This is a genomic window from Kitasatospora sp. NPDC088134 (genome assembly GCF_044741705.1).
Lineage (GTDB): Bacteria > Actinomycetota > Actinomycetes > Streptomycetales > Streptomycetaceae > Kitasatospora.
This window is the reverse complement of record NZ_JBIUTD010000001.1, coordinates 734,393-756,985: the sequence shown is the minus strand read 5'-3', so window position 1 is coordinate 756,985 and position 22,593 is coordinate 734,393. Positions and strand designations below refer to the sequence as shown.

Sequence of the window (22,593 nt, the reverse complement as noted above, 5' to 3'; positions counted from 1 at the left end):
CCCTGCACGAGGAATCGGCGCTCGACCGGCTCGTCGCCGACCTGGACCCGGAGACACCCCGATCCCGGCGCCAGGCGTAGAAGTCCTCGGAATACGCTGTGCCGCTATGGACTGGCTGGAGCGGGTGGCGAAGCTGAGACAGTGGACGAGCAACGATGTTCGGGCGCCGCACAAACCACTGTTGTTGCTGTACGCGCTGGGCAGCTATCAGCGCGACGCCGACGGTGAACTGCGGTACAGCGCGGTCGAGGAGGAGCTGAAGCGGCTGCTGGAGGAGTACGGGCCGTCCCACCCCACCACCCCCGCGTACCCCTTCCACCACCTGGTCAGTGACGGCGTCTGGGAAGTCAGGACCGACCAGGGGCCGGGGAGCCCCGGGAGCGGTGTGCGGGTCCTGCGCTCCAGCGGTGCGGCCGGGCGGCTCGCGCCCGAGTTGCGGGCGGCGCTGCGGAAGGAGCCCGCGCTGCTGGGCCGGCTGGCGCGGGTGCTGCTGGATTTCCACTTCCCGCCGTCGCTGCACACCGACCTGTGCGAGGCCGTCGGACTCGACCTCGAGCTGGCCGACACCGAGGACGTGCGGGGCGGCGGGAGGGAGCGGGCAGCGCGGCGGCAGCGGGACCGGCGGATGCGCGAACTCGTCCTGACCGCCTACGAGTTCCAGTGTGCGTTCTGCGGCTACGACGGGATGCTGGGCGCGAGCACGGTCGGCCTGGAGGCGGCGCACGTACGGTGGTGGGCCCATGACGGGCCGGACGAGGTCGACAACGGCCTGTGCCTGTGCTCCCTGCACCACAAGCTCTTCGACAAGGGCGTCCTGGGCCTGGGGGAGGGGCACCACGTCCTCGTCTCCCGCCGCTTCGTCGGCCGCAGCGAGGCCAGCAGGCAGCACGTGCTCGCGCTGGCCGGCCGGCCGGTCCTCGGCCCGCAGGCGGGGATCCCGCCGGTCGCGGACCGGCACCGGCAGTGGCACACCGAGCAGGTCTTCCACGGCGAGCCCCGGGAATCCGCGAGCTCGCCGTCCACCGGTTGACAAGGCTTCCCGGGCGCTGGAGTCAGTGGGCGGGCACGCTGCGGGGGTCGTGCCCCGCCTCGATCCGCTCCGCCCGCTGCCCGGTGACCAGTTCGCGCAGCTTGGCGCGGGTCTCCGGGTCCGTCGAGTACACGACCGTGCCGATCATGCCGCGGGTCAGCAGCACCTTGTAGGTGTTGCGGATCAGGCGGTCGATGTCGGCGTCGGGAGTGGACTTGCGGAAGACGGGGTCCTTGGAGGCGTTCCGGTCGGGGATCCACTTGTCGGTCCGCCAGACCAGGTCCGGACCGAGGATGACGCCGCTCCAGTCGTACTCGAAGCCCTGCGCGGTGTACACGCAGCCGACCTGGCCGAAGCCGGCCGGGTCGGTGGCCCACAGCGCGGCCGGCGGGGCGCCCGCGATCGAGCGGTCGCCGTAGACGTTCCAGGGGCGGGCCCAGTCGCCGATCCGTACGTCGAGGGGAAGCGGGGCACCCGGGGCGACCTTGGTGGTCCACTTCCAGCAGTACCCGGCCGACATGCGGGCGCCGTAGCCCTCGGCGCGCCGGGCGTCCAGGAACGCCTCCAACTCCTGCGGAGTGTCGACGACTTCCAGAACGACCTTGCCGTCGGGCTCCCAGTCGACGGGGCCGCCGGGCTCCAGGCCCAGCAGGCGCACCACCCAGTGCAGGTAGGCGTCGCTGCCGCCGCAGCGGAACTGGCTGTCCAGCTCGACCACCTGGCACTCCAGGCCCTTCACCGCGGCGGCCGCCCTGATCTGGGCCACCGTGCCCATCTCGCCCGGCCGGACCACCTGGTGCTCGTCCAGCAGGAACACCGGCACCCGGGCGGCGTCGATCAGCTCCTCGATCTGCGGCTTGCCGGTGCGCTGGGCGGCCCGGGTGTAGCGGTTCGCCGAGGTCTCCCGGATCCGGTGGGCCTCGTCACAGATCAGCACGTCGATCCCGTTGCGCTCGGCGGTCATGAAGCTGTTGAAGTACTTGAACAGGTCCTGGACTTGGCGCTTGCGGGCCCCGGCGACCCGGCGCATCGTGGTGGTGAACGAGCTGGACCCGGTCGCGTGGAAGGCCGTGATGCCGCGCCGGTAGAGGTCGCCCAGCAGGGACAGCGCGATCACGCTCTTCCCGGTGCCCGGACCGCCCGTGATGACGACCACCTGCTTGTGGTCGGTCTGCTGCGCCCGGCGCACCGCGCGCAGCACCAGCTCGTAGGCGACCCGCTGCTCGTCCAGCAGCACGAACTGCTCTCGCTCGCGCACCTCGTCGGCGGCCACCGCCATCAACTGCCGGGACGGGGCGATCTTGCCTGCGAGCAGCAAGTCCGCCGCCTGGGCGCCGGAGGCGGGCTTCAGCTTCGAGCGCAGGTACTCGACGAACTCCCCGCGCCGTTCGCGGGTGAAGAGCCGGCCGCGCTCGTCCTGCGGCACCTCGTAGAGGCCCTGGGCGCCGAACTCCGTCGCGTTGTGGAGGAAGGCCACCCCGGACAGCCGCTCGGGGTGCTCGGCGAGTGCCCCGTTGAAGGAGAGCAGGTAGTCGCAGTAGCCGCGGACCTGCTCGATCGGGTTCAGCACCGGCCGGGTGTACGCGTCGACCCGGCACAGCAGCGGCTCGCCGTCCTCCGGGAGCGCGCTGCTCCACTGCTTGAGCTCGACCACCACGTACGACGGCTCGCCCGTGACCGGGTGGACGCCGGCCAGGACGGCGTCGGCCCGCTTGCTGTTCAGCGGGAGCGAGTACTCGAGGAGCACCTCCACCATGCCCAGCCCGGCGTCCAGAAGGGCGTTGGTCAGCTCGGGGATGCTCATCTCCCAGGAGCGCACCTCGGCCGGGCCGGGCTTGTGGCCGTGCTGGTGGACGAACTGGTCGACGAGACGCACGAACAGTGATCCGGCCAGCCTCTCGGCGGCGACCGCGGACGCGGAGTCGCGGAACAGCAAGACAAGCTCCCAGGCAGCACGGAGTGACTCGTGCGGGTGGGGGCATGTCCCCGGAGGGAAGCCCGGCGGGCCGCGCTGATGACTGGGCCAAACCTACAACGGAGCGCCTCGCCCGGGACGAGGACGATCTCCCGACGGGTGCGCCGTCGATGAGCATTGTGTACAGACGGACGCTTCTGCATCTAGGATCTCCGGTACTGTTTGCGGCCCGACAGGCTTCCTGCTGAGGACATGCCCCCACCCGCACGAATCGCTCCTGCTCCGGCCCCGGGGGTCCCTTCGTGCCCATGCTCCTGTTGAACCTGTCGGCGCAGGACCTGCTCACTCTCGACTCGCGCCGCCGGATGGTGCCGCACCTCGCCGAACGGTGGCGGAAGTTCCGGGAGCACGAGGCTTCGGAGACGGAGCGGTCCGCGTGGGCGGAGAGTCTGATCTGCCTGGCGGAGGACCTGGTCGCCGCCGACCGGGGCAACGTGCAGATGGTCGTCGAGTGTGCCGTGACCGTCGACGAAGACCTCAAGGGTGGCAGTCCCAGGCTCGTTGACGTCGTCCTGGTGGGCCGCCACCCGGTCGAGGACCGGCCGTCCGTCCAGTTGGTGGAGCTGAAGCGCTGGTCGACGGTGACCAGGGTCGAGAGGGCCATCGCGGACCGGATCCACGTGGAGGGCCTGGCGAAGCCCAAGAAGCACCCGGCGCTGCAACTGCGCGAGTACTACCAGGCCTTCACCGGCAAGAAGGGCCCCTTCGGCCCGGTCGACATCGAGTGCGGCGGTTTCGCTTACCTGCACAACGCCACCGAGGACTCGGTGCGTCCGCTGATCGACGCGGATGCGCCGATGGGCGCCTACGCCCGGGTGTACACCGGGGACCGGCGCCAACAGTTGCTGGCCGATCTGCAGAAGCACTTCGCTGCCGACGGCGGTGCCTTCGAGGCCGAAAAGCTGCTCCGGGGCATCGGCGTGCGGAACACGCCCCTGCTCGACGCGATGATGTGGTCCCGGGGCACGGACACGGTCTTCACCCTGCGGGGACGGCAGAAGGAGGCGGCCGATCAGATTCTGGAAGCCGCGGCCAAGGTGCTGCCGTCCCCGCAGCAGCCTGCGCTGGTCCCGGACGAGCGGCGAGTGGTCTTTCTGGTGACCGGCGGGGCGGGCACCGGCAAGAGTGCCATCGGCTTGCAGATCAAGGCGGAGCTGGAGGCCGCGGGCCGGACCGTCAACTACGCCAGCGGGAGCAAGGCCTTCAACGCGGCGATGCGGATGCACGTCGGTGTCGGGGACCGGGAGTTCAAGAAGACCTTCACCTACTTCTCCAATTACGTCACGACTCCCGAACCGCCGCTCGACGTGCTGATCTGCGACGAGGCGCACCGACTCCGGGACCGCTCCACGAACCAGTACTGGCGGGCGGAGAAACAGGGAACCCGGCCGCAGGTGGACGAACTCCTCGACGCGTCCCGGCTGACGGTCTTCTTCCTCGACGAAGGACAGGTCGTCCGTCCCAAGGAGGTCGGTACGGTCGATCTGATCCGGGAGGCGGCCGAGCGGCGCGGGGCCCAGGTGGTGGAGTGCGGGCTCCGCGAACAGTTCCGGTGCGGCGGCAGTGACGCTTACGCCCGCTGGGTACGCGCTCTGCTCGGTGTGTCGGACGACGTGCCCGAGCAGTGGACACCGGATGGATTGATGCATGTCGAGGTGGTGGACACGCCGAAAGCCCTCGAGGACGTCATCCGCGAGGAGGCGCGTGTCGGTGCGTCCGCACGGATGGTGGCCGGCTACTGCTGGCCCTGGACCAAGCCGCTGGGCGCGGAGAAGCGGCTGGAGCGCGACGTCAGGATCGGTGACTGGCACCGGCCGTGGAACGCGGACAGCGGCAGCTTCTGCGCGGACGGAGTCCCGCCCAGCAGCAGGTGGTCGGTGCACGAGAAGGGCATCGGCCAGATCGGATGTGTGTACACCGCACAAGGTCTTGAATGGGACTGGTGCGGAGTGATCATGGGCGATGACATGGTGCGCCGAGATGGTCGGTGGGTGTTTCGCCGGGGCAAGGAGACAGGGAAGTCGGCGGAGGGTGTGAAGCGGGTGCGTGTTCCCGGGTCCTTCGATCCGAAGGTCAGGGCGGGAAGCGTCAGCGACGAGGAGTTCGCCCGGCTGATTCGGCACGCGTACCACGTGCTGATGACGCGGGCCAGCCGGGCGGTGGTGCTCTACTCCACGGACGAGGAGACCCGGGCTTACCTCAAGGACTTGGTCGGGGAGACCCAGATCGATGGATTGCGGCCGACCCGGGAGAGCTTGCCCCGGCACCACGCCCGTCCGAAGAAGGGGCGGAAGAGGCCCAAGAACGACCTTCGGCTGTTCTGACCGACGGCGTGGTGAAGGTGGCGGGCTCGCCGGGCCCGCCACCCACCTGCGTCAGAAGAGCAGGTGCGCCACCGAGGTCAGCGCCGTCACCAGAACGTTGGAGACGACTCCGACGGCGATGTCGGTCAGGATCTCGCGGATCCTTCCACGACGCGCGAGCTTGCACTCGACCGAGGTCATGCGGCCATCCCTAGGTAGTGAGATCGGAATGGCAGGGGGTGCCCTACCGGGCAGCCACGCTCACGTCAGATGATGACCACCTGACGGGCACAACCATTCGTCAATCGCAGCCTGTTGAGGACGCGTGGGACCTGAGCCTCGTACCCTCCGGGAAGGTGCGCAGCGGAACGATTCTACCGCCTGGCGGATCGGCGGTGGTCTGGAGACCCGGGTTCGGTACGGGCCGGGCTGTTCGCGCAGGGTCCAACGCCTCGGTCGTCGGGCATGAGAACGCTGCTACGGCAACGGCTGCGACTGCAGTTCGGATGGTCAAGTCTTGGTGTTGGTACGGAAGTTATGTTGACGAACCGGTTCGGCTGGGCAAGACTTGCTGGCGGTCGGGGCCCTGGGGGTCGCGGCCGGTTCGGTCAATCGCACGGCGCCCGGTCGACGGATGTCGCGGTGGGCTGCCGGGCATCCTTGTCAGGAGGACTCTCCGTGGAAGCTCCTACCCTGCAAGCGCCGCCGAGCGGCACCCGTAGCGCCGACGAGGAGTTCGACCTCGTGATCGGCGACCTGGAGCAGGACGTGCCGGCGAACGTGCCGAGTGCCACGACCTGCGGTCTGCACCTCTACTGCGTGCTGCAGTAGGCGTTCGCGTTCCGCGGCCGCTCGCTCGGCCGCTTCTTCCGCACCACCCTTCGAGAACTGGGGCCGGGTGCCGCCGAATCGGGCGGTGCCCGCCCGTCGTCGTGCCGTTTCTACCGTCAGGGGACACCGATGGAGACTTCGCTCATGCAGGCACCGCAGGGTGAACTCCTCGTCGCGGACGAGGAGTTCGACCTGGTGATCGGCGACCTGGAGCAGGACGTGCCGGAGCACCGGCTGACCAGGATGGACAGCGCCCCGCACGGGTCGTCCTGCGTTCGCGTCTACTGCTGTTTCTAGTGCCGGGTGCGACGCCGCGCGGTGCCGGCCGGCCGCGCGGCGTCGGACGTCGACCGTCCGGGTGGGGAGCTGAATGGAACTGCGCGATCGCGGGGACGCCGTCCGAGGCGGTGAACTCCCGTCCGGGACAAGTCGGTTGCTGGCGGCGGTGGCCCGGGGCGGGGCGGGCCGGGCGTTTCCGCCGGTGGTCGGGCCGGGGCCGGAGGGGACGCTCGCCGTCGAGCGGACGCTGGGCGGTCCCGCCGATGCGCGGGCCCTGGCGGACGCGCTGGCCGATGCCCGCTGGGCGCCGCTGCACCAGGTGCTGGAGCGGATCGGGGAGTGGTCCGACCGGGTCGGCACGCGGGCGGCCGGGGTCGGCCCCGGGGTAGTGGGGCCGGAGAACGCCGAGCTGTTCGGGCCGCTGCTGACCGAGACCCTGGAAGCCTGCCTGGACGGGCCGCCCGACCGGGCCGCCGCCTCCGCCGCCCACCGGACCGGCCAGTACCTGGACTTCCTGACCCGGTTCCTGGAACGGCTGGCCCGCGACCGCCCCGCCGCCGGCCCGGTCACCGGCCTGTGGGCGAACGGCGACGAGACGCACAACGGCGGCCAGCGGGTGCTGCGGGTCGAGTACGCCGACGGCACCCGGCTCGCGTACAAGCCGCGCCCGGCCACCGGCGAACTCCTCTTCCTGGCCACCGAGGACTCGGTGTTCGCGCTGCTCAACGCGCTGCCGCCGGCGTCCGGCCCGGTCCGGCTGCCGGTGCTGCGGGTCCGACCGGGCAGCGGCCCCGACCGGGCGTGCTACTCCTGGCAGGAGTGGATCGGGCCGCCGGACGCCCGGGGCGTGCTGCGCGCCGAGGGCCGGTTCACCCTGCACGGCGCCGTCCTCGACCCCGCCGCCGCGGCCCGCTACTGGCACCGCGCCGGATCGCTGGCCGCCGCCGCGTTCGCCTTCGGCATCGCCGACCTGATCGGCGGCAACGTGCTGATCGGCCGGCGCCCCGAGGACGGCGAACCGCTGCCCTTCCCGGTCGACCTGGAAGCCTACTTCGCCGACCTGGAAAGGCTGTTCGAGACCGGGCTGCTCCACGACCCGGCGGTCTCCACGCAGCACCACGTCGGCCTGGAGAACACCGCCCGCTGGTGCGAGTTGGACGGCCCCCCGCTGTGCTGGCACCCGCAGCGGGACGGCTCGCTGCGGCTGGAGCGGCGCACCCGGTCGCTGACCCGGACCGAGACCCGCACGGTGGTCGGCGACACCGACGGCCGCACCGGCTACGGCCCCCACCTGCCGTCGATGCTGCGCGGCATGTTCGACGCCTGGACGCTGATCTGCCGTCACCGCGCCCGGATCGCCGACTTCCTCGGGGAACGCGCCCCCGACCACCTGGTGCGGGTGATCGCCCGCCCGACGGCCGAGTACGCCCGTGGCAGTGAAGTCCCGTTCACCGAGAGTGAGTTGGAACAGATCGCGCGTGGTGACGTCCCCTACTTCCTCCGCACCGCCGACGGCGGCCCGCTGCTCGCGGTCCGGACCCGGCCCGGCCGCGAACTGCGCACCGTCCCGGCCGACGCCCCGGACTGGGGCCCCGACCGCCCCTGGCCGCCGGTCGCCGCCGTCCGCGAAGGCCGGAAGCTGGACCTCGCCCGCCTCGGCATCGCCCTGCGCGACGCCGTCGAGCACGTGCACGGCGACCTCGGGCCGGGGCCGGGCGTCCGGCACGAGCCCGGGGCCGGGGTACGGATCGGGTGGCGCGGCCCGCGCGAGGGCGAGGTGTCCTTCGACTGGCCGGGGGCGGCCCGCCGGATCACCTACCGCTGGGACGAGGCACGGCTGCGGCTGAGCGTCGACGCGCTGGGCGACGCCGACGGGCAGACGGTCCGGGGCGGCGTCGAGCCGTCGGTCCGGGGTGACGCCGATCCGTCGGTCCGGGGGGACGCCGAACCAACGACCCGGGGCATCGAGGCGGTTCGGGAACGGCTGCTGCGTCTGGACCGGATCGACGCCTCGCTGCGCGGCCCCTGGGCCGCCGGGGGTTTCACCGACACCGGGTTGGAGGCCAAGCTCGACCGGCTGACCGGCACCGGGATCGCCTGGCTGCGCGGCGTGGTCGCCGAACACGGCTGGCCCGGCCGGGCCCTGGTCGGCGCGGAGGCCGCCGCGGCGGCGGTCGCGCTGCTCCAGCACCGCACCGGCGACCTCGCGTTCCGGTACGCCTGCCTGGCCCTGATCGAGGCCGCGGCCGAACGCGGCTACACCCCCCGGCGCGACGTCGCCTACCTGACCGACGCACTGCGCCGGGACGAGGGCCGCCCGCAGCTGTACGGCACGAAGTTCGAGCGAGGCCCGGACGGCGCGCTGCGGCCCTGCCCGATCGAGGATCCGGACCGGGTGGACGAGCGCCGGGCGGCCGTCGGCCTCGGCCCGCTCGCCGCCTACGCCGCCCTGCTCGCGGAGAAGTACCCGGCGCAAGGGGGCGGCAACGGGGGCGGAAGCGCGGACAGGTCCGGGGGCGGGGTCGGAAGCCGGGGCGGAAGCGCGGGCGGGTCCGGGGGCGGGGACAGTGGCGGGCCCGGGCCGGTATTCGAGCACGAAGGAGCGCCGGCGTGATCACGACCGACTGGACCGAACTCCTCGCCGCCGCCTGGGGGAAGGAGCCGGCCCTGCTTCCGGCGCCCGCCCCGGCGGGTCCGGCGCACCTGCACCGCACGGTCGTCGCCGCCTGCGGGCCGTTCCGGGCCGGGACGGTGTTCCGGACCCTGCCGCAGGTCCGCTTCCACACCCCGCTCGGCTGGCTGGGGGCGCCGGGGCGGCTGCTGCCCGACGCGGACGACCCGTCCCCGGCCGCCTACCGGGACCGGCTGCGCGCCGAGCCGCCCGGCAGCGGGCCGGACGCCGGGTTCCTGCTGAGCGTCCGTCAGCCCCTGCACACCGACCCCGCGCTGTGGTGGGCCGTCCGGGATGCGCTCGCCGCGCTGTGGGAGCGGGTCGGCCTGCCCTGCCTGCCGGTGGAGGCCGAGCTGACCGAGGGCGACGGGTTCACCCGGGTCCGGGGCCTGGCCGTCCCCGCCGAGCACGCGGTGCTGACCTGGGTGGCGGCCGGCGTCCTGGAGGCCGAACTGCGGGAGGAGGACGGCGGGTTGCGCGTCCTGCGGGCCGCCGCCGGTGAGCTGCTGTACTGGCCGGAGGGCTCCCGCTGGCGCGAGCGGCACCTCGACGGCTGCGTGACGCTGCGGATCTCCGTCCCGCGGGCGCAGCGCCTGGCCACCGGGGCGGTCAAGAACCTGCTGGCCGAGGGCGTCCGGGACCGCCTGCAGTACGACGGTGCGGTGCCCGGCCTGCCCTACCCCCCGACCGTCGGCGCCCCCGTCGGACTGCCCGCCGCCCTGCTCGCCGTCGGCGAGGCGGCCCGGGCGGCGGCCGGCGGGCCGGAACTGCCCGCCGCGCTGCGCACCCGGTGGGCGGCGTGGTGCTCCTCGGCCGGGTTGGAGCCCGCCCCCGAGCCCCGGGCCGAAGTCCCGCTCGTGCCGGGGCAGTTGCTGCGGGTGGTGCGCCCGGTGCTCCGGCTGCCGGACGGCCCCGGCCGCCGGCTCTGGGCGGTGGCCGGGACCGCCTTCCCGGTCGGCGGGGCGGCCGGTGAAAAGATCGCCCAACAGCTGTGGCTGGGAAGAGAGTTGACGGTCGGTGAACTGTGCCGGGCGGTGGGCGCGGACGAGCGCAACGCCGCCGTCCTCGCGCTGCTGGGCAAGCTCCACCGCCTGCGGGCGGTCGACCTGGTGGTCGAGGGCGGTGGCACGGTCGGCCCGGTCGACGGTGGGGGAGCGGTCGACGGCGGGAGGGTGGACGGATGAGCGGCACGGTACCCATGGACGACGAGCTGGCGGTGGTCGAAGGGCCGCTGGACTGGGACGAGTTCACCGCGCGCTACTGGGACCGGCGGCCGGTGCTGATCAAGGCGGTGGCCCCGGCGCCGTTCGAGGCGGGCGAGGTCTTCGCCGCCACTGCGCTCGGCACCCGGCCGCCCGGGCCGTACCTGATGCCGCCGAACGCCCAGTTCGCGGTCGGGCGGTTCCAGCAGTCCGAGCCCGCGGACTGGTTCCCGCGCCCGGCGGACGGCGGCTTCGACGGCTACCGGCGGCGCCTGGAGGGCGAGTTGGCGGCCTTCTCGGCGGAGCGGCGGTACGCGCTGGTGGTGCACGCCTTCCACGCCTTCCATGTCGGGCAGTGGGAGCGCCAGCGGGCGTTCTTCGCCCCGCTGTGGGAGCGCACCGGGCTGCCGGTGTCGGGGGCGATCACCACGCTCTTCCACGGCAACTACGAGCACACTCCCGTCGGCGTCCACCGGGACCGCTTCGCCACCTTCCTGTTCGCGCTGGCGGGCCGCAAGCGGATGCGGTTCTGGCGGGACTGCCCGTGGACCGAGCCGGTGACCACCAAACTCGACTACCGCCCTTACCTGGACGCCTCGTTCACCGCCGAGCCGGAGCCCGGCGACCTGCTGTACTGGCCCGCGCGCTACTACCACGTCGGCGAGAGCGTCGACGGCGGGGCCGCGACCAGCGTCAACGTCGGCGTGCCGCGCGAGGCGCACCGCGCGGTCTACGACGTCGACGACCTGCTGCTGGGCCGGGACCCGGACGCGATGGTCGACCCGGACGCCGCGCTGGTGCGGCTGCCCGCCGCCACCGCCCCGCTCTCGGTGCCCGCCCTGCCCGCGGACGGGGCGCTCCCCGAGGCGCTGGAACAGACCCTGCGGGTCTTCCGATCCTACGGCGAACCGGAGTTGATGTGGGAACGGGTCGCCGCGCTGGCCCTCCGCACCTGGAGCGCGGCCGGGCTCTGCCCCGTCCCGCCACCGGACGCGCCGCGCCCGCTGGACGACACCACGGCGGTCCGGGGCCGCACCGGAGTGCTGTACGAGCCGGTCGACGGGGCGCTGCTGTGCGCCGCCAACGGGCACCTGCTGCGCAGCGAACTGACGCACAGTCAACTCGGGCTGTTGCTCGGTGGATTGGCCGACCCCGAGCCTGTCACGGTCCGCGAACTGCTCGCCCCGCTGCCGCCCGCCGCCCACCCGGAGGCCCGCCGCCTGCTGGAGGCGCTGGAGAGCTTCCGCGCTCTGAGCCGGGAGCAGTAGGCCCGGACGGTGGGCCGCCCGGTTGCGCGGGAGCAGCCAACGGGGTTGGATCGTGGCCGATTTGGTGGGGTGCGGCCGATCGGGGCGGGGGGATGTGCGGTGGCGCGGGGGCGTGTGCGGTGGGTGGTGATCAACCGTGACTACACCCGGTTGTGGGCGGGGCAGGCGGTGTCGCTGGTCGGTGACCACGTGTTCGACACGACGGTGGTGCTGTGGGTCGGCACCGTGCTGTTCGCCGGGGACCGGCTCGCCCCGGTGGCGGTGGCCGCCGTGCTGGCGACGGTCGCGGCCGTGACTTTCCTGGTGGGGCCGGTCGCCGGGGTGTTCGTGGACCGGTGGGACCGGCGGCGGACGATGCTGGTGACCGATACCGTGCGGGGCCTGCTGGTCGGCGGGCTGGCGCTGCTCGCTTTCCTGCCGGTCGAGCGGGTGCCGCGCGGCCTGCTGTTGGGCGCGCTGCTGGCGCTGGTGGCGCTGGTCACGGCCGGGGCCCAGTTCTTCAACCCGGCCCGTTTCGCCTACCTCGGGGACGTGGTGCCCGAGGCCGGGGACCGGGCCCGGGCCGCGGCCGTCGGGCAGGCCACGCTGGGGTGCGCCGCGCTGGTGGGGCCGCCGCTGGCGGCGCCGCTGCTGTTCACCGTCGGGCCGGGCTGGGCACTGGTGCTCGACGCGCTCACCTTCGCCGTCTCGGCGCTGGCGATCGGCCGGGTCCGGGTGCCGTCCGCGCTCCCGGCCGGGGGCGAAGCGCCGGGATTCCGCCGGGAGTTCGGCGCCGGCCTGCGGTTCTTCCGGGCCACCCCGGTGCTGCGGGCCGCGCTGGTGTCGGTCCTGCTGGTCACCGTCGGCTCGGGGACGCTCGGCGCGCTCGGGGTGTTCTTCGTCCCCGAGAACCTGGGCGCCCCCGCGAGCTGGTACGGCGTGCTGGGCATGTCGCTGAGCGTGGGGACGCTGGCCGGGGCGCTGTGGGCGGGGCGGCTGTGCGCCCGGTTCGGCCCGCACCGGGTGTTCGCGGGCGGCCTGGTGCTGGCGGGCGCCGCGGTCGTGGTGTACTCGCGGGCCTCCTCGCTGCCGGTCGCGGCCGCGGTGCTGGTGCTCGCCGGGGCCCCGCTCGGCGCGCTGAACACGGCGTTCGGCCCGATCGTGCTGGACGCCGCGCCGAGCGCCTACCTGGGCCGGGTGATGGCGGTGTTCACCCCCCTCCAGCGGCTGGCCGAACTGGTCGGCGTGACAGCCTCCGGCTTCCTGGCCGGCACCGTGATGGCCGGCTTCCACCGGCAGGTCCTCGGCGTGCGGTTCGGGCGGATCGACACGCTGTACCTGGCCGCGGGCCTGCTGGTGCTGGCCGGCGGCCTGTACGCCCTGCGGGCGCTCTCCCGCGGGGGGAGGGAAACGGCGGTCTGAGCGGAGGCCCCGGTTCCGGGGTGGTGGGGGTGGGTGCCGGGTTGTCGGGGGTGGCCGATACGTTGCTGGTCCGATCGGGAACGGCACGTGGGAGGGCACCGTCGTGGGGTGGCTGGCAGCGGGCGACTACGAGGTCGCGCTGGAGGCGGACGGGAAGGTCGCGTGCAGGAACGCGGCCGGGCGGCGGTTGAAGGGGGTGCCGCCGAAGCTGAAGGACGACCCGGTGGTGGTGGGGCTGCGGCAGCTCGCCGAGTGGCTGGAGGCGCACGAGCGCCAGTGCCTGCTGGACGCGGAGCGCTGGATGGTCCGCTCGCTGCCGGTGCCGGCCGCGGTGATCACCGCGGTGTGGCCCGACGAGGCCTGGCGCTCGGTGCTGCGCGACCTGGTGGTGACCGGCGCCGACGGCGCGGTCGCCGGCTTCCTGCGCGACGCCGACCCGGAGCGCGGCCTCGGCGTGGTCGACCTGGACGGCGACACCGTCCGCCTCACCGACCCCGAGATCCGCCTCCCGCACCCCGTCCTGCTGGAGGACCTGGAGGAACTGCGGGAGTTCGCCGCCGAGTTGGGCGTCGAACAGCGGCTCGGCCAGCTGCACCGGGAGGTCTGGCACCGCCCCGCCGACACCGACCCGAAGGCCGTCCGGGTGGAGACCTTCGCCGGCGGCCGCTACAAGGAACTGCGCGAACTGCTGGGCCGCTGCGCCCGGTCGGGCTACCGGGTGCGCGGCGGCTACGCGACCGTCCCGCTGGTCGAGGACGGCCGGACGCTGGAGGCCCGCCTCTGGGTGGGCGACTACTACGAGTACGACGAGTGCGAGACCGGGGCGCTCGGCTGGACCGCCGCGGACGGCCGGACGCTGCCGCTCGGCGAGGTCGGCCCGGTGGCCTGGTCCGAGGGCATGCGGATGGCCGCCGCACTGTACGCCGGCCGCACGATCGAAGGGGAGGAGTCGGCATGAGCGGGCAGCACGCCACCGCCGCGCAGGGGCAGGAGCAGGAGCACGCCGAACGGCTGCTGGACGCCGGGGCGGTGCTGCCCGTCGGCACGCTGGCCCCGGTCGAGGGCGCCGACAGCACCGCGGACGCGCTCACCGCCCGCAGCTACCGCCACCCCGCGCTGGACGGCCGCACCGTGGTCCGGCTGGTCCCCGGCGCGCTGGGCGCCGCCGAGGACCTCGCCGTCGAGTTCCTCGGCCTGGAGTCCGCCGCCGCCCCGGTCGAGGTCGGCCAGGTCCGCCAGGAGGCACTGGGCTTCCCGGCCTGGGCCCTGGTCCACGACCCGGCCAACGGGCACCACGCACTGGCCGTGGTCAAGGAGATGGAGCGGCTGACCCGCCAGGTCAAGTCCAAGCCCGGCAACGCCAAGGACGGCTTCGACGAGCTGGCCGTCCGCCTCGGCCGGGCCGTCCCGCACTTCCTGCCCACCTACTGCGAGCAGGTCGGCCGGATCTTCCTGGAGCAGGGCAACCAGACCTACGCCGCCACCTTCTTCGGCAAGGCCCGCGAGGCCGAGCGCACCCACGGCCTGGCCGTCGACGAGGAGCGGCTGCGCGCCGTCTTCCTGGAGTTCGCGCTCGGCGGCGCCCTCACCGTCAAGGCGCTGCGCCAGTACGTCAAGGAGCTCGCCGCCCGCTCGGACGCGCTGACCGCCTGGCAGCGCTTCCGCCAGCTGTGCACCGAGCGCTCGGCGGCCGGCATGGCCCCGTACGCGGGCATCGCCGAGGACGCCCGGTCGCTGATCCGCGCCGCCGGGCTGGACCAGCGCGAGCAGGAGCGGGCGCTGATCGCCGAGCTGCTGTCCTCCTCCGCGGTCGGCCGCACCCCGTCCGCGGTCTGGAAGTCCTGGCGCGCCCCGCTGGTCGAGGCGGCCCGGCAGGACGCGGCCGTCCGGGCCCGGCTGCTGGAGATCCTGCCCGACCCGTCCGGGGCGAAGGACAACGCCGCCGTCGACGAGGAGTGGCTGGGCATCCTGCGCGACAGCGGCGCCGAGGACCTGCTGACCGGCCCCCGGGAGGACGGCGCGGAGCCCGTCGCGCGCTGGCTGCAGCGCTGGACGGCGCACCTGAACCGGGGCTGGCGGGCCCGCGCCGCCTGCGCCGCCACGGTGGAACTCGCCGCCCGGATGGTCGAGCGGCTGCGCGCCGACGCCGTCCCGGTGGAGCTCCAGCAGAACCACCCGACCGCGCTGGACCTGCTCGACCTGCTGCTCGCCGCGGACGTCCCGGTCGCCGACCCGCCGTCCGGCCTGTCCTTCCCGCTCGCCCCCTGGCTGGCCGAGCAGCGCCCCGGCCGCCGCGACCTCGCCGCGGTCGCCGCCGACCCCCGGTTCCGCCCCGCCCTGCGGCAGGCCGTCGCCCCCGTCTGGGGCGGCTCCGACCCGCAGCGCCTCACCGTGCTCGGCGGCGAACTCCCGGCACTGCACGAGCTGTTCGTCGAATGGGCGGACAACTGGGCCGAGGAGCTGGAGGCCACCCGCGGCCTGGCCGGCCTGCACCGCCTGCTGACCGGCCTCGGCAACTTCCGCCGCGCCATGGCGTTCGCCAACCCGGCCGCCGCCGCCCGGATCGCCGGCCTCGACGTCGCCGCCCGGCTCGGCCGCACGCTGCGCGCCGGCATCCTGGACGAACTCGGCTGGCCCGCCCTGGAGGAGGGCCTGCGCCGGCTCGGCCACAACGGCGGCGCCGGCGCCCCCGGCCGGGTCGACCTCAAGGACCTCCAGGTCGAGAACGCCTGGCCGAACCTGGTCCTGGTCCGGCACGACAGGGCCGTCGTGGTCGGCCCCGAGGGCGTCCTGCTGGAGCACGACCTGCGGGTCCCCGCCGGCCTGTCGCGCTGGCACCGCCCCCGGCTGCGCTACGTCGACGGCGAACTGCTGGTCGCCTGGATCGAGGACAACGAGCAGCGCGCCTACTGGTCCGGCCGCCCCGACCGGCCGTTCACCCTGACCGGCGAGCGGATCGTCTCCGCCTACTACGGCGCGCACAGCCTCAACCCGCTCTCGCTGCCGCTGCCCGGCGGCGGCCGCGCCACCGGCGGCCGGGTGCTGCACGCCGGCGACACCGCGATGCCCGATGAGCAGGACGTGTACGGCGACGGCACCGGCCACTGGGTGCTCCGGTACAGCAACGGCCGGCCCGTCCTCGCCGAGTACGACCCGCAGAGCGGCCAGCGCGGTCGGACGTCCGTCCCGCCGCTGTTCGCCGCCGACGGCGGCAGCGGCACGCTGCGCCCCGAGCGCTCCCGACTGCTGCCGCTGCAGCCCGGGTTGGAGCACACCCCGCTCGGCACCGACGGCACCGTGCTGGGCGGCGCGGTCCGCTCCGACGGCGGCCGGACGGTCTTCCGCGGCGTCGACGGCCGCCGGGCCGAACTCTCCTGGGACGGCCTGCCCCGGTACGTCCCGGTCGGCCGGCTCACCCTGCCCGGCGACCCCGCCCCCGTGCTGGCCGAGACCACCCGGGCCCTCGACCTGATCGACCCGGACGGCGACGGCCGCCCCGGCGACGTGCTGTCCGGCGTCACCGTCCTCGCCCCCGGCCGGCTGGACGCCGCCGGAACGGCCCTGGTGCCGCCGCTGGAGTTCTGGCACGCGCTGCGCCCCCGCGACGAGGCCGGCTCGAAGCTGCTGCGCGACCTGACGGACCGGCAGGCCTTCGAGCTGATCGAGGCGGGCTGGCCGGTGGACGCCCCCGAGGTCGAGCAGCCGCGCCGCCCCGAACGGCTGCTGATCCAGGGCACCGTCCGGCAGGTCGCCCAGACCTCCGCCGCCACGGCCGTCCCGCTCACCGCGACCGCCGACCTGCTGCCCGGCCTCACCGACCCGCGGCTGCTGGCCGGCGTCGCGGGCCTGGTCCGGATGGCCACCGAGACCGCGACCCAGGCCGCCCGCTTCGTGCCGCTGCCCAAGCCGAAGCCCGAGCCCGGGTCCGGGGCCGCCGCCGAACGGCCCGCCGAGGCCCCCGCGTACCGGCCCGAGCACGGCCGGGACGGCGAGCTGGACGAGGCGCTCAAGGAGGCCTTCGGCGACGTCGACGGCTTCCGCACCTGGAAGAACCCCACCGACCGCTGGTACGTGCTCGGCAACCTGCGGACGGTCGCCGACCTGCTGGCCACCGAACCGGCCGAGCGGCCCGCCGACTGGACCTCCGGGTCGGTGCCGCTCGCGCCCCCCGGCGAGCGCGACGGCGAGGGCCTGCGGCTGAAGCTGCTCGGCGGCGGCGACCACTACGGCTGGGCGCCGCTGCTCGGCCGCACCGTCGCCCTGGTGCTCGCCGCGGCCTCGCCGCTCACCGACGACAAGGCCCGCGCCGCGCTGCTGCTGATGCTGGCCGAACTCACCTCCGGCCCGTTCGCCGACCGCGGCCCGACGTTCCGTCAGGTCACCCTCGGCGAGCAGGGCGACCGGCGCGGATCGACCGCCCGGATCGGCCAGGTGCTGCGCCGGGGTGACCGCACCGTGGTGGTGCTGGCCTGCCGCCGCTACGGCGAGGAACTGCAGTGGGAGGCCGTCGACCACGACCCGTCCGGCGTGTTCGGCCCGGTCGGGCACTTCACCGTCGTCCAGGAGCGCCGGGTCCGCGACGAGCTGCCCGCCGCCTGGATCGCCCGGTTCGCCGAACTGCTGCGCGCCCACGGCCCGGTGGCGTGGCGGCCCGAGCAGGCCGCCGCCTTCGACGCCGCCACCGGCATCGGCCTGGCCCGCGCCACCCTGCTGATCGCCGCGCCCCCCGGCCGGGTCCGGCGCTACGGCGACCCGATCCCCACCGAGCGGCTCGCCGAGTACGGCCTGAAGAACGCCCAGGTCGACCCGGCCCGGCGCTGGCTGCAGTCGCTGCACCGCGCCGACCTGGACGCCGTCCAGGCCGCGCTGCTGCCCGCCGACCCCGCCGACCTGTGGACCGGCGGCCTCGACACGGACGCCGCCGCCGCATGCTGGATTGCCCGCCGCGGCCGCCTGGTCACGCTGCCCGACGAGGCCCAGGCCACCGTCAACGGCGCCGAGATCGCCACGATCGAGGACCTGCTGAACCCGGCCGCCACCCCCTGGCTGGCCCGCACCACCGTGCAGCGGGTCCGCACCACCGCCTCCGGGCTCGGACTCGCCGCCGACGACCCGCGGGCGCTGCCCAACGCCCGCACCCTGTCCGGCGCCGTCCAGGCGCTCCGCTGGCTGGCCCACCACCTGCCGTACGGCTCGGAGCTGCGCCCGCTGCTGCCCCCGGCCCTGGCCGCCGTCCGGGCCCGGATCGCCGACCCCGGCCTGCTGCTCGACCTCGGCGCCTACTCCAGCGTCCGCGACCGCACCCTTCCCGACGTGCTGCGCGCCCACTTCGGCCTGCCGGAGCAGGGCGCCGTGCGCAGCGAGCAGCTGGTGGAGTGCGGGGAGGCGGTCGTGCTCGCCCCGCACCCGTACGGCGAGCGGGCGTACCTGCGCCCGGCCGCGCTCACCGGGGCCGACGACCCGCTGCTCGACCTGCTGGCCGGCCTGGCCGTCCAGCACTACGGCCGCGACGACCTGGACGCGCTCCGCGCCCTGCTCGGCGAGGACCTGAACGCCCTGGTGACGCACGGCAGTTCGGCCGACGAACCGGTCGGCTGGCCGCAGGACCCGCAGCGCAGCGCACCCGAGCTGGTCGCCGAGGTGGCCGCCGCCACCGGCCTCGGCCCGGACGCCGCCGCCCTGTACCTGCAACTGCTCGCGCTGCCCGACCCGACCGACCGCAACACCGTCCGCTGGACCGGCTGGAAGCCCGCCCGCACCAAGCGGGCCCGGGCCGAACTCGCCGCGACCGACCTGGTGCTGGAGGCCAAGCGGTCCCGGGCCGGCCGCAGCCTCTTCCTGCCCGGCGGCTGGCAGGAGGCCAAGGCCCCCGCCCTGCCCGTCGAGGTCTGGAAGGCCGGCCTGTACGAGATCCCGGCCGGCCGGCTGGTCCTGCCACCGGTCGCCGCCCCCGAACTGTTCGCCCGCGCCTGGCGCCGGATCACCGCCGGCGACCGCCCCGGCTACGAGCAGCTCGTCACCAACACCCGGGGGAGGAAGCGCAGTTGAGCCCCCGAACCGCCCAGTCGACGTCTCCGTGGAACAGTGAGGACCAGGCATGAGCACCGCCCCCGCGCCCGACCGGCAGATCGTGCCGCCGGAGGACAGGTACGCGGCCGAGCTGGAGTTCCTGGCCGCCCACGACAGCGGCCCGCGCCCGCCCGGCTGGCGACTCACCCCGCGCGCCGTGATCACCTTCGTGCTCGGCAGCGACGGCGAGAAGCTCAAGCACGGCCGGAAGTCGATGGCCGTGGAGCGCAAGTTCGTCGGCGAACGCGCCCTGGTGGAACGCTGCGTGGTCACCCTGGCCGGGGAGCGCGGCCTGCTGCTGGTCGGCGAGCCCGGCACCGCCAAGTCGATGCTCTCCGAACTGCTCGCCGCCGCCGTCTGCGGCACCAGCGCGCTCACCGTCCAGGGCACCGCCGGCACCACCGAGGACCAGCTCAAGTACGGCTGGAACTACGCCCTGCTGCTGGCCAAGGGCCCCAGCCGGGAAGCCCTGGTGCCCTCGCCGGTGCTCACCGCGATGACCACCGGCGCGGTCGCCCGGGTCGAGGAGGTCACCCGCTGCCTGCCCGAGGTCCAGGACGCCCTGGTCTCGCTGCTCTCCGAGCGCCGGATCGCCGTCCCCGAACTCGCCGGCACCCCCGACGCCCAGCAGCACGCCGCCCCCGGCTTCACCCTGATCGCCACCGCCAACCTGCGCGACAAGGGCGTCTCCGAGATGTCCGCCGCCCTCAAGCGGCGCTTCAACTTCGAGACGGTCGGCCCGATCGGCGACCTGGCCGCCGAGATCGACCTGGTCCGCCGCCAGTCCACGGCCGCCGTCGCCCGGGCCGGCGCGCCCTACGCCGTCGACGACGCCGTGCTGGAGGCCCTGGTCACCGCCTTCCGCGACCTGCGCACCGGCCGCTCCGTCGAGGGCTGGGACGTCGAGCGCCCGTCCACCGTGATGAGCACCGCCGAGGCCGTCTCGGTCGCCACCGCGCTCGGCGTCACCGCCGCCTACCTGGACGCCGACGGCGACGTCCTCGGCCGCCTCCCCGGCCAACTCGTCGGCGTGGTCCGCAAGGACGACCCCGCCGACGCGGCCCGGCTGCTCGGCTACTGGGACGGCGCGGTCCGCCGCCGCGCCGAGCAGGGCTCCGCGACCTGGCGCACCCTCTGGGACCTGCGCCCGGAACTGGGGGACTGACCCCACCGTGCACGCTCCCGTTCCCGCCGAGCAGGCGGACGCGCTGGCCGGCTCCGGCACCGACCGGCCCGGGCCGTACCTGATCGGCGTCCGCCACCACGCGCCGTCGATCACCGCCGTACTGCCCGCGCTGCTCGCCGCGGCCCGGCCGGACGTCCTGCTGGTCGAACTGCCCGCCGAGTTCCAGCCCTGGCTGGACCTGCTCGCCGCCCCCGCGACCGTCGCCCCGGTGGCCCTCGCCGCCGCCACCGGGGCGGAGGGCGCCACCCCCGCGTTCTACCCCTTCGCGGACTTCTCCCCGGAACTCGCCGCCCTGCGCTGGGCCGCGGCGCACGGCGTCCCCGCCGTGGCCTGCGACCTGCCGCTCGGCGAACGCGGCGGCGCGGGCCGGGACGGCGGCGGCGACCGGGCCGGCCTCGCGGAGGCGCTGCGCCGCCGACTGACGGGCCGCCCGGACGAGGACCTGTGGGACCGCCTGGTCGAGGCCCCCGCCCCCGGCTGCACCCCCGAGGCCGTCCGCCGCGCCGCCCTCCTGGTCGGCTGGGCGCTGCGCCACGACACGGCGGCCGTCGACCCGTACGACCTGCGCCGCGAAGCCTGGATGCGGGCCCGCATCCGGGCGGAGGTGGTGGGCGGCCGCCGCGTCACCGCCGTCGTCGGCGCCTTCCACGCCCCGGCGCTGCTGCCGGACGCCGCCGGGGAACTTCCGGAAGAACCCTTCGCCGAAAAGGGAGTTGACGACCCGTCAGTCGATGGCGCCGTCGTCTCGCTGATCCCGTACACCTACCCGCTGCTCGACGCCCGGTCCGGATACCCCGCCGGCATCCGGGACCCCGAGTGGCAGCACGCCGTACTCGCGGCCGGGGGCGACCCGGAGCGGCTGGCCGAGGAGACGACCCGGGCCGCGGTGCGGATCTGCGAGGCGCTGCGCGCGCAGGGCCACCCCGCCGGGCCCGCCGACGGGCGGGAGATCGTCCGGCTGGCCGGCGACCTGGCCCGGCTGCGCGGACTGCCCGCGCCCGGGCGCGGCGAACTGATCGAGGCCGTGCAGACGGTCCTCGCGCAGGGCGAACCGCTGGGCCGGGGCCGGGCCGTCGCCCGCGCCCTCGAACAGGTGCTGGTCGGCACCCGGACCGGCCGCCCCACCCCCGCCGCGCCGCGCACCGGCCTCGGCCCCGCCGTCGAGGCGCAACTCGCCGCACTCGGCCTGCCCGGCCCCGCCGACACCGCCGAACCCGCCCCCCGGGACCTGCGGCTCGACCCGCTCCGCACCCCCCTCGACGCCCGCCGCGAACTGCTGCTGCGCCGCCTGGAGGTCTGCGGCGTCCCCTACGGCGAACCGGTGGCCGTCACCGGCGCGGGCGGCACCGAGGCGCTCGGCTCGCGCTGGCGGGTCCGCTGGACGCCCGCCACCGCCGCCATGCTCACCGTCGCGGGCCTGCGCGGCGTGACGGCGGCCCAGGCCGCCGAGGGCACGCTCCGGGAACGGCTGCGCCGCGAGCAGGCCGACGGCGGTCCGACCGCCCGGCAGGTCCTCGACGGCCTGGCCGCCGCCGCGGACTGCGCCCTGCCCGGCCTGGCCCGGACCCGGCTCGACCAGCTCGCCGAGGAACTGCCCGCGAGCGCGACGCTCCCCGAACTCCTCGACGGCCTCGCCCTGTTGGACCGGCTGACGACCGCCCACCCGGCCGCCGCGGAGACGCTCGCCCCGCTGCGCGGACCGGCCGCCGGGACGGTCGGCCTGCTCACCGCCGCCGCCGTCCGCGGACTGGAGGGCCTGACCGGCTCCGACGACCCCGCCGACGCCCGCGCCCTGGTCGAGTTCGCCCGCCGGGCCGACCCCGAGGGCGGGCTCCGGCTCGGCAGCACGCTGCGCCGCCTCGCCGACGACGGCTCCCCGCTGGTCCGCGGCGCGGCCGGGGCGGCCCGGGTGCTGCTCGGCCACCAACCGCCGGGCGCCTTCGGCGAACGGGTCGTCTCCTGGGTCGACACGGCCGCCTCCCCGGCGGGCCGGACCGCGCTCGGCCGGGCCCTGACCGGCCTGCTGACCGCCGCCGAGGGCCTGCTCGGCGCGGCCCCGGCCGCGCTCGACCCCCTGCTCGCCCGGATCACCGAACTCCCGGACGACGCCTTCCTGTCCCGCCTGCCCGCCCTCCGCGGCGGCTTCGACACCCTCAGCCCCGCCGCCCGCGACCGCCTCCTCGCCGTCGTCGAGGAACGCCTCGGCACCCACGTCGACACCCTCCCCGCCGACCTCGCCCCCACCACCCTCGCCACCTTGGCCCGGGCCGACCTGGCGGCCCGCCGGGCGTTGGTGGCGCGGGGGTTGCTGCCGCAGGCTGCGGGCGGCGAGGAAGGGGACAAGACCGGTCTGGCGTTGGCGGAGCGGGGGTTGCTGC

At 75.1% G+C, this 22,593-nt stretch carries 14 protein-coding genes; 12 read left to right on the top strand and 2 right to left on the bottom strand.

From position 1 onward, the window contains the following. Positions 1 to 106 precede the first annotated feature (106 nt). On the top strand, positions 107 to 1,030 hold the full coding sequence (locus ACIOHG_RS02995; protein WP_400944613.1) for a phosphorothioated DNA-binding restriction endonuclease: 924 nt from the start codon (positions 107 to 109) through the stop codon (positions 1,028 to 1,030). 22 nt (positions 1,031 to 1,052) lie between these two features. Here the strand turns inward: ACIOHG_RS02995 and ACIOHG_RS02990 are convergent, their stop codons facing one another. After that, positions 1,053 to 2,966, bottom strand: a complete 1,914-nt coding sequence (locus tag ACIOHG_RS02990; protein WP_400944611.1) for a DNA/RNA helicase domain-containing protein — start codon at positions 2,964 to 2,966, stop codon at positions 1,053 to 1,055. Positions 2,967 to 3,253: 287 nt separating this feature from the next. On the opposite strand from ACIOHG_RS02990, the gene ACIOHG_RS02985 reads away from it, so the two are divergent. After that, entirely contained in the window at positions 3,254 to 5,329 is a 2,076-nt protein-coding gene (locus ACIOHG_RS02985) for a DUF2075 domain-containing protein (protein ID WP_400944609.1), read from the top strand. Positions 5,330 to 5,380: 51 nt separating this feature from the next. Here ACIOHG_RS02985 and ACIOHG_RS02980 read toward each other — a convergent pair whose 3' ends face one another. Continuing rightward, positions 5,381 to 5,509, bottom strand: coding sequence for a DUF6408 family protein (locus tag ACIOHG_RS02980; protein ID WP_400944607.1), 129 nt, complete (start codon positions 5,507 to 5,509; stop codon positions 5,381 to 5,383). A 477-nt stretch (positions 5,510 to 5,986) separates the two neighbouring features. On the opposite strand from ACIOHG_RS02980, the gene ACIOHG_RS02975 reads away from it, so the two are divergent. From ACIOHG_RS02975 to ACIOHG_RS02930, 10 genes are all read left to right on the top strand, one after another. Further along, positions 5,987 to 6,139 carry a hypothetical protein gene (locus ACIOHG_RS02975; protein WP_400944605.1) on the top strand — a complete coding sequence of 51 codons (153 nt, stop codon included), beginning with the start codon at positions 5,987 to 5,989 and terminating at the stop codon, positions 6,137 to 6,139. Positions 6,140 to 6,283: 144 nt separating this feature from the next. Further along, complete coding sequence (locus ACIOHG_RS02970; RefSeq protein WP_400944603.1) at positions 6,284 to 6,436, top strand: hypothetical protein; 153 nt, start codon at positions 6,284 to 6,286, stop codon at positions 6,434 to 6,436. A gap of 73 nt (positions 6,437 to 6,509) precedes the next feature. Continuing rightward, positions 6,510 to 9,032 carry a DUF4135 domain-containing protein gene (locus ACIOHG_RS02965; protein ID WP_400944601.1) on the top strand — a complete coding sequence of 841 codons (2,523 nt, stop codon included), beginning with the start codon at positions 6,510 to 6,512 and terminating at the stop codon, positions 9,030 to 9,032. Next, on the top strand, positions 9,029 to 10,273 hold the full coding sequence (locus ACIOHG_RS02960; RefSeq protein ID WP_400944599.1) for a hypothetical protein: 1,245 nt from the start codon (positions 9,029 to 9,031) through the stop codon (positions 10,271 to 10,273). Before ACIOHG_RS02965 ends, ACIOHG_RS02960 begins: the two co-directional genes overlap by 4 nt. Next, positions 10,270 to 11,559, top strand: coding sequence for a JmjC domain-containing protein (locus ACIOHG_RS02955; protein WP_400944597.1), 1,290 nt, complete (start codon positions 10,270 to 10,272; stop codon positions 11,557 to 11,559). Before ACIOHG_RS02960 ends, ACIOHG_RS02955 begins: the two co-directional genes overlap by 4 nt. 123 nt (positions 11,560 to 11,682) lie before the next feature. Beyond that, positions 11,683 to 12,960, top strand: coding sequence for an MFS transporter (locus ACIOHG_RS02950; protein WP_400944595.1), 1,278 nt, complete (start codon positions 11,683 to 11,685; stop codon positions 12,958 to 12,960). A gap of 103 nt (positions 12,961 to 13,063) precedes the next feature. Further along, positions 13,064 to 13,918 carry a DUF4132 domain-containing protein gene (locus ACIOHG_RS02945; protein WP_400944594.1) on the top strand — a complete coding sequence of 285 codons (855 nt, stop codon included), beginning with the start codon at positions 13,064 to 13,066 and terminating at the stop codon, positions 13,916 to 13,918. Further along, positions 13,915 to 19,008 carry a hypothetical protein gene (locus tag ACIOHG_RS02940; protein WP_400944592.1) on the top strand — a complete coding sequence of 1,698 codons (5,094 nt, stop codon included), beginning with the start codon at positions 13,915 to 13,917 and terminating at the stop codon, positions 19,006 to 19,008. Before ACIOHG_RS02945 ends, ACIOHG_RS02940 begins: the two co-directional genes overlap by 4 nt. 49 nt (positions 19,009 to 19,057) lie before the next feature. Next, complete coding sequence (locus ACIOHG_RS02935) at positions 19,058 to 20,194, top strand: AAA family ATPase (RefSeq protein ID WP_400944590.1); 1,137 nt, start codon at positions 19,058 to 19,060, stop codon at positions 20,192 to 20,194. Between the two features lie 7 nt (positions 20,195 to 20,201). Beyond that, a partial coding sequence (locus tag ACIOHG_RS02930; protein WP_400944588.1) for a DUF5682 family protein occupies positions 20,202 to 22,593 on the top strand: 2,392 nt, incomplete at its 3' end.

Bases quoted from the DNA above. Each gene is read 5' to 3' on its own strand.
- ACIOHG_RS02995 (WP_400944613.1), top strand. From the start codon at position 107: ATGGACTGGCTGGAGCGGGTGGCGAAGCTGAGACAGTGGACGAGCAAC.
- ACIOHG_RS02985 (WP_400944609.1), top strand. From the start codon at position 3,254: ATGCTCCTGTTGAACCTGTCGGCGCAGGACCTGCTCACTCTCGACTCG.
- ACIOHG_RS02980 (WP_400944607.1), bottom strand. From the start codon at position 5,509: ATGACCTCGGTCGAGTGCAAGCTCGCGCGTCGTGGAAGGATCCGCGAG.
- ACIOHG_RS02970 (WP_400944603.1), top strand. From the start codon at position 6,284: ATGCAGGCACCGCAGGGTGAACTCCTCGTCGCGGACGAGGAGTTCGAC.
- ACIOHG_RS02965 (WP_400944601.1), top strand. From the start codon at position 6,510: ATGGAACTGCGCGATCGCGGGGACGCCGTCCGAGGCGGTGAACTCCCG.
- ACIOHG_RS02955 (WP_400944597.1), top strand. From the start codon at position 10,270: ATGAGCGGCACGGTACCCATGGACGACGAGCTGGCGGTGGTCGAAGGG.
- ACIOHG_RS02940 (WP_400944592.1), top strand. From the start codon at position 13,915: ATGAGCGGGCAGCACGCCACCGCCGCGCAGGGGCAGGAGCAGGAGCAC.
- ACIOHG_RS02935 (WP_400944590.1), top strand. From the start codon at position 19,058: ATGAGCACCGCCCCCGCGCCCGACCGGCAGATCGTGCCGCCGGAGGAC.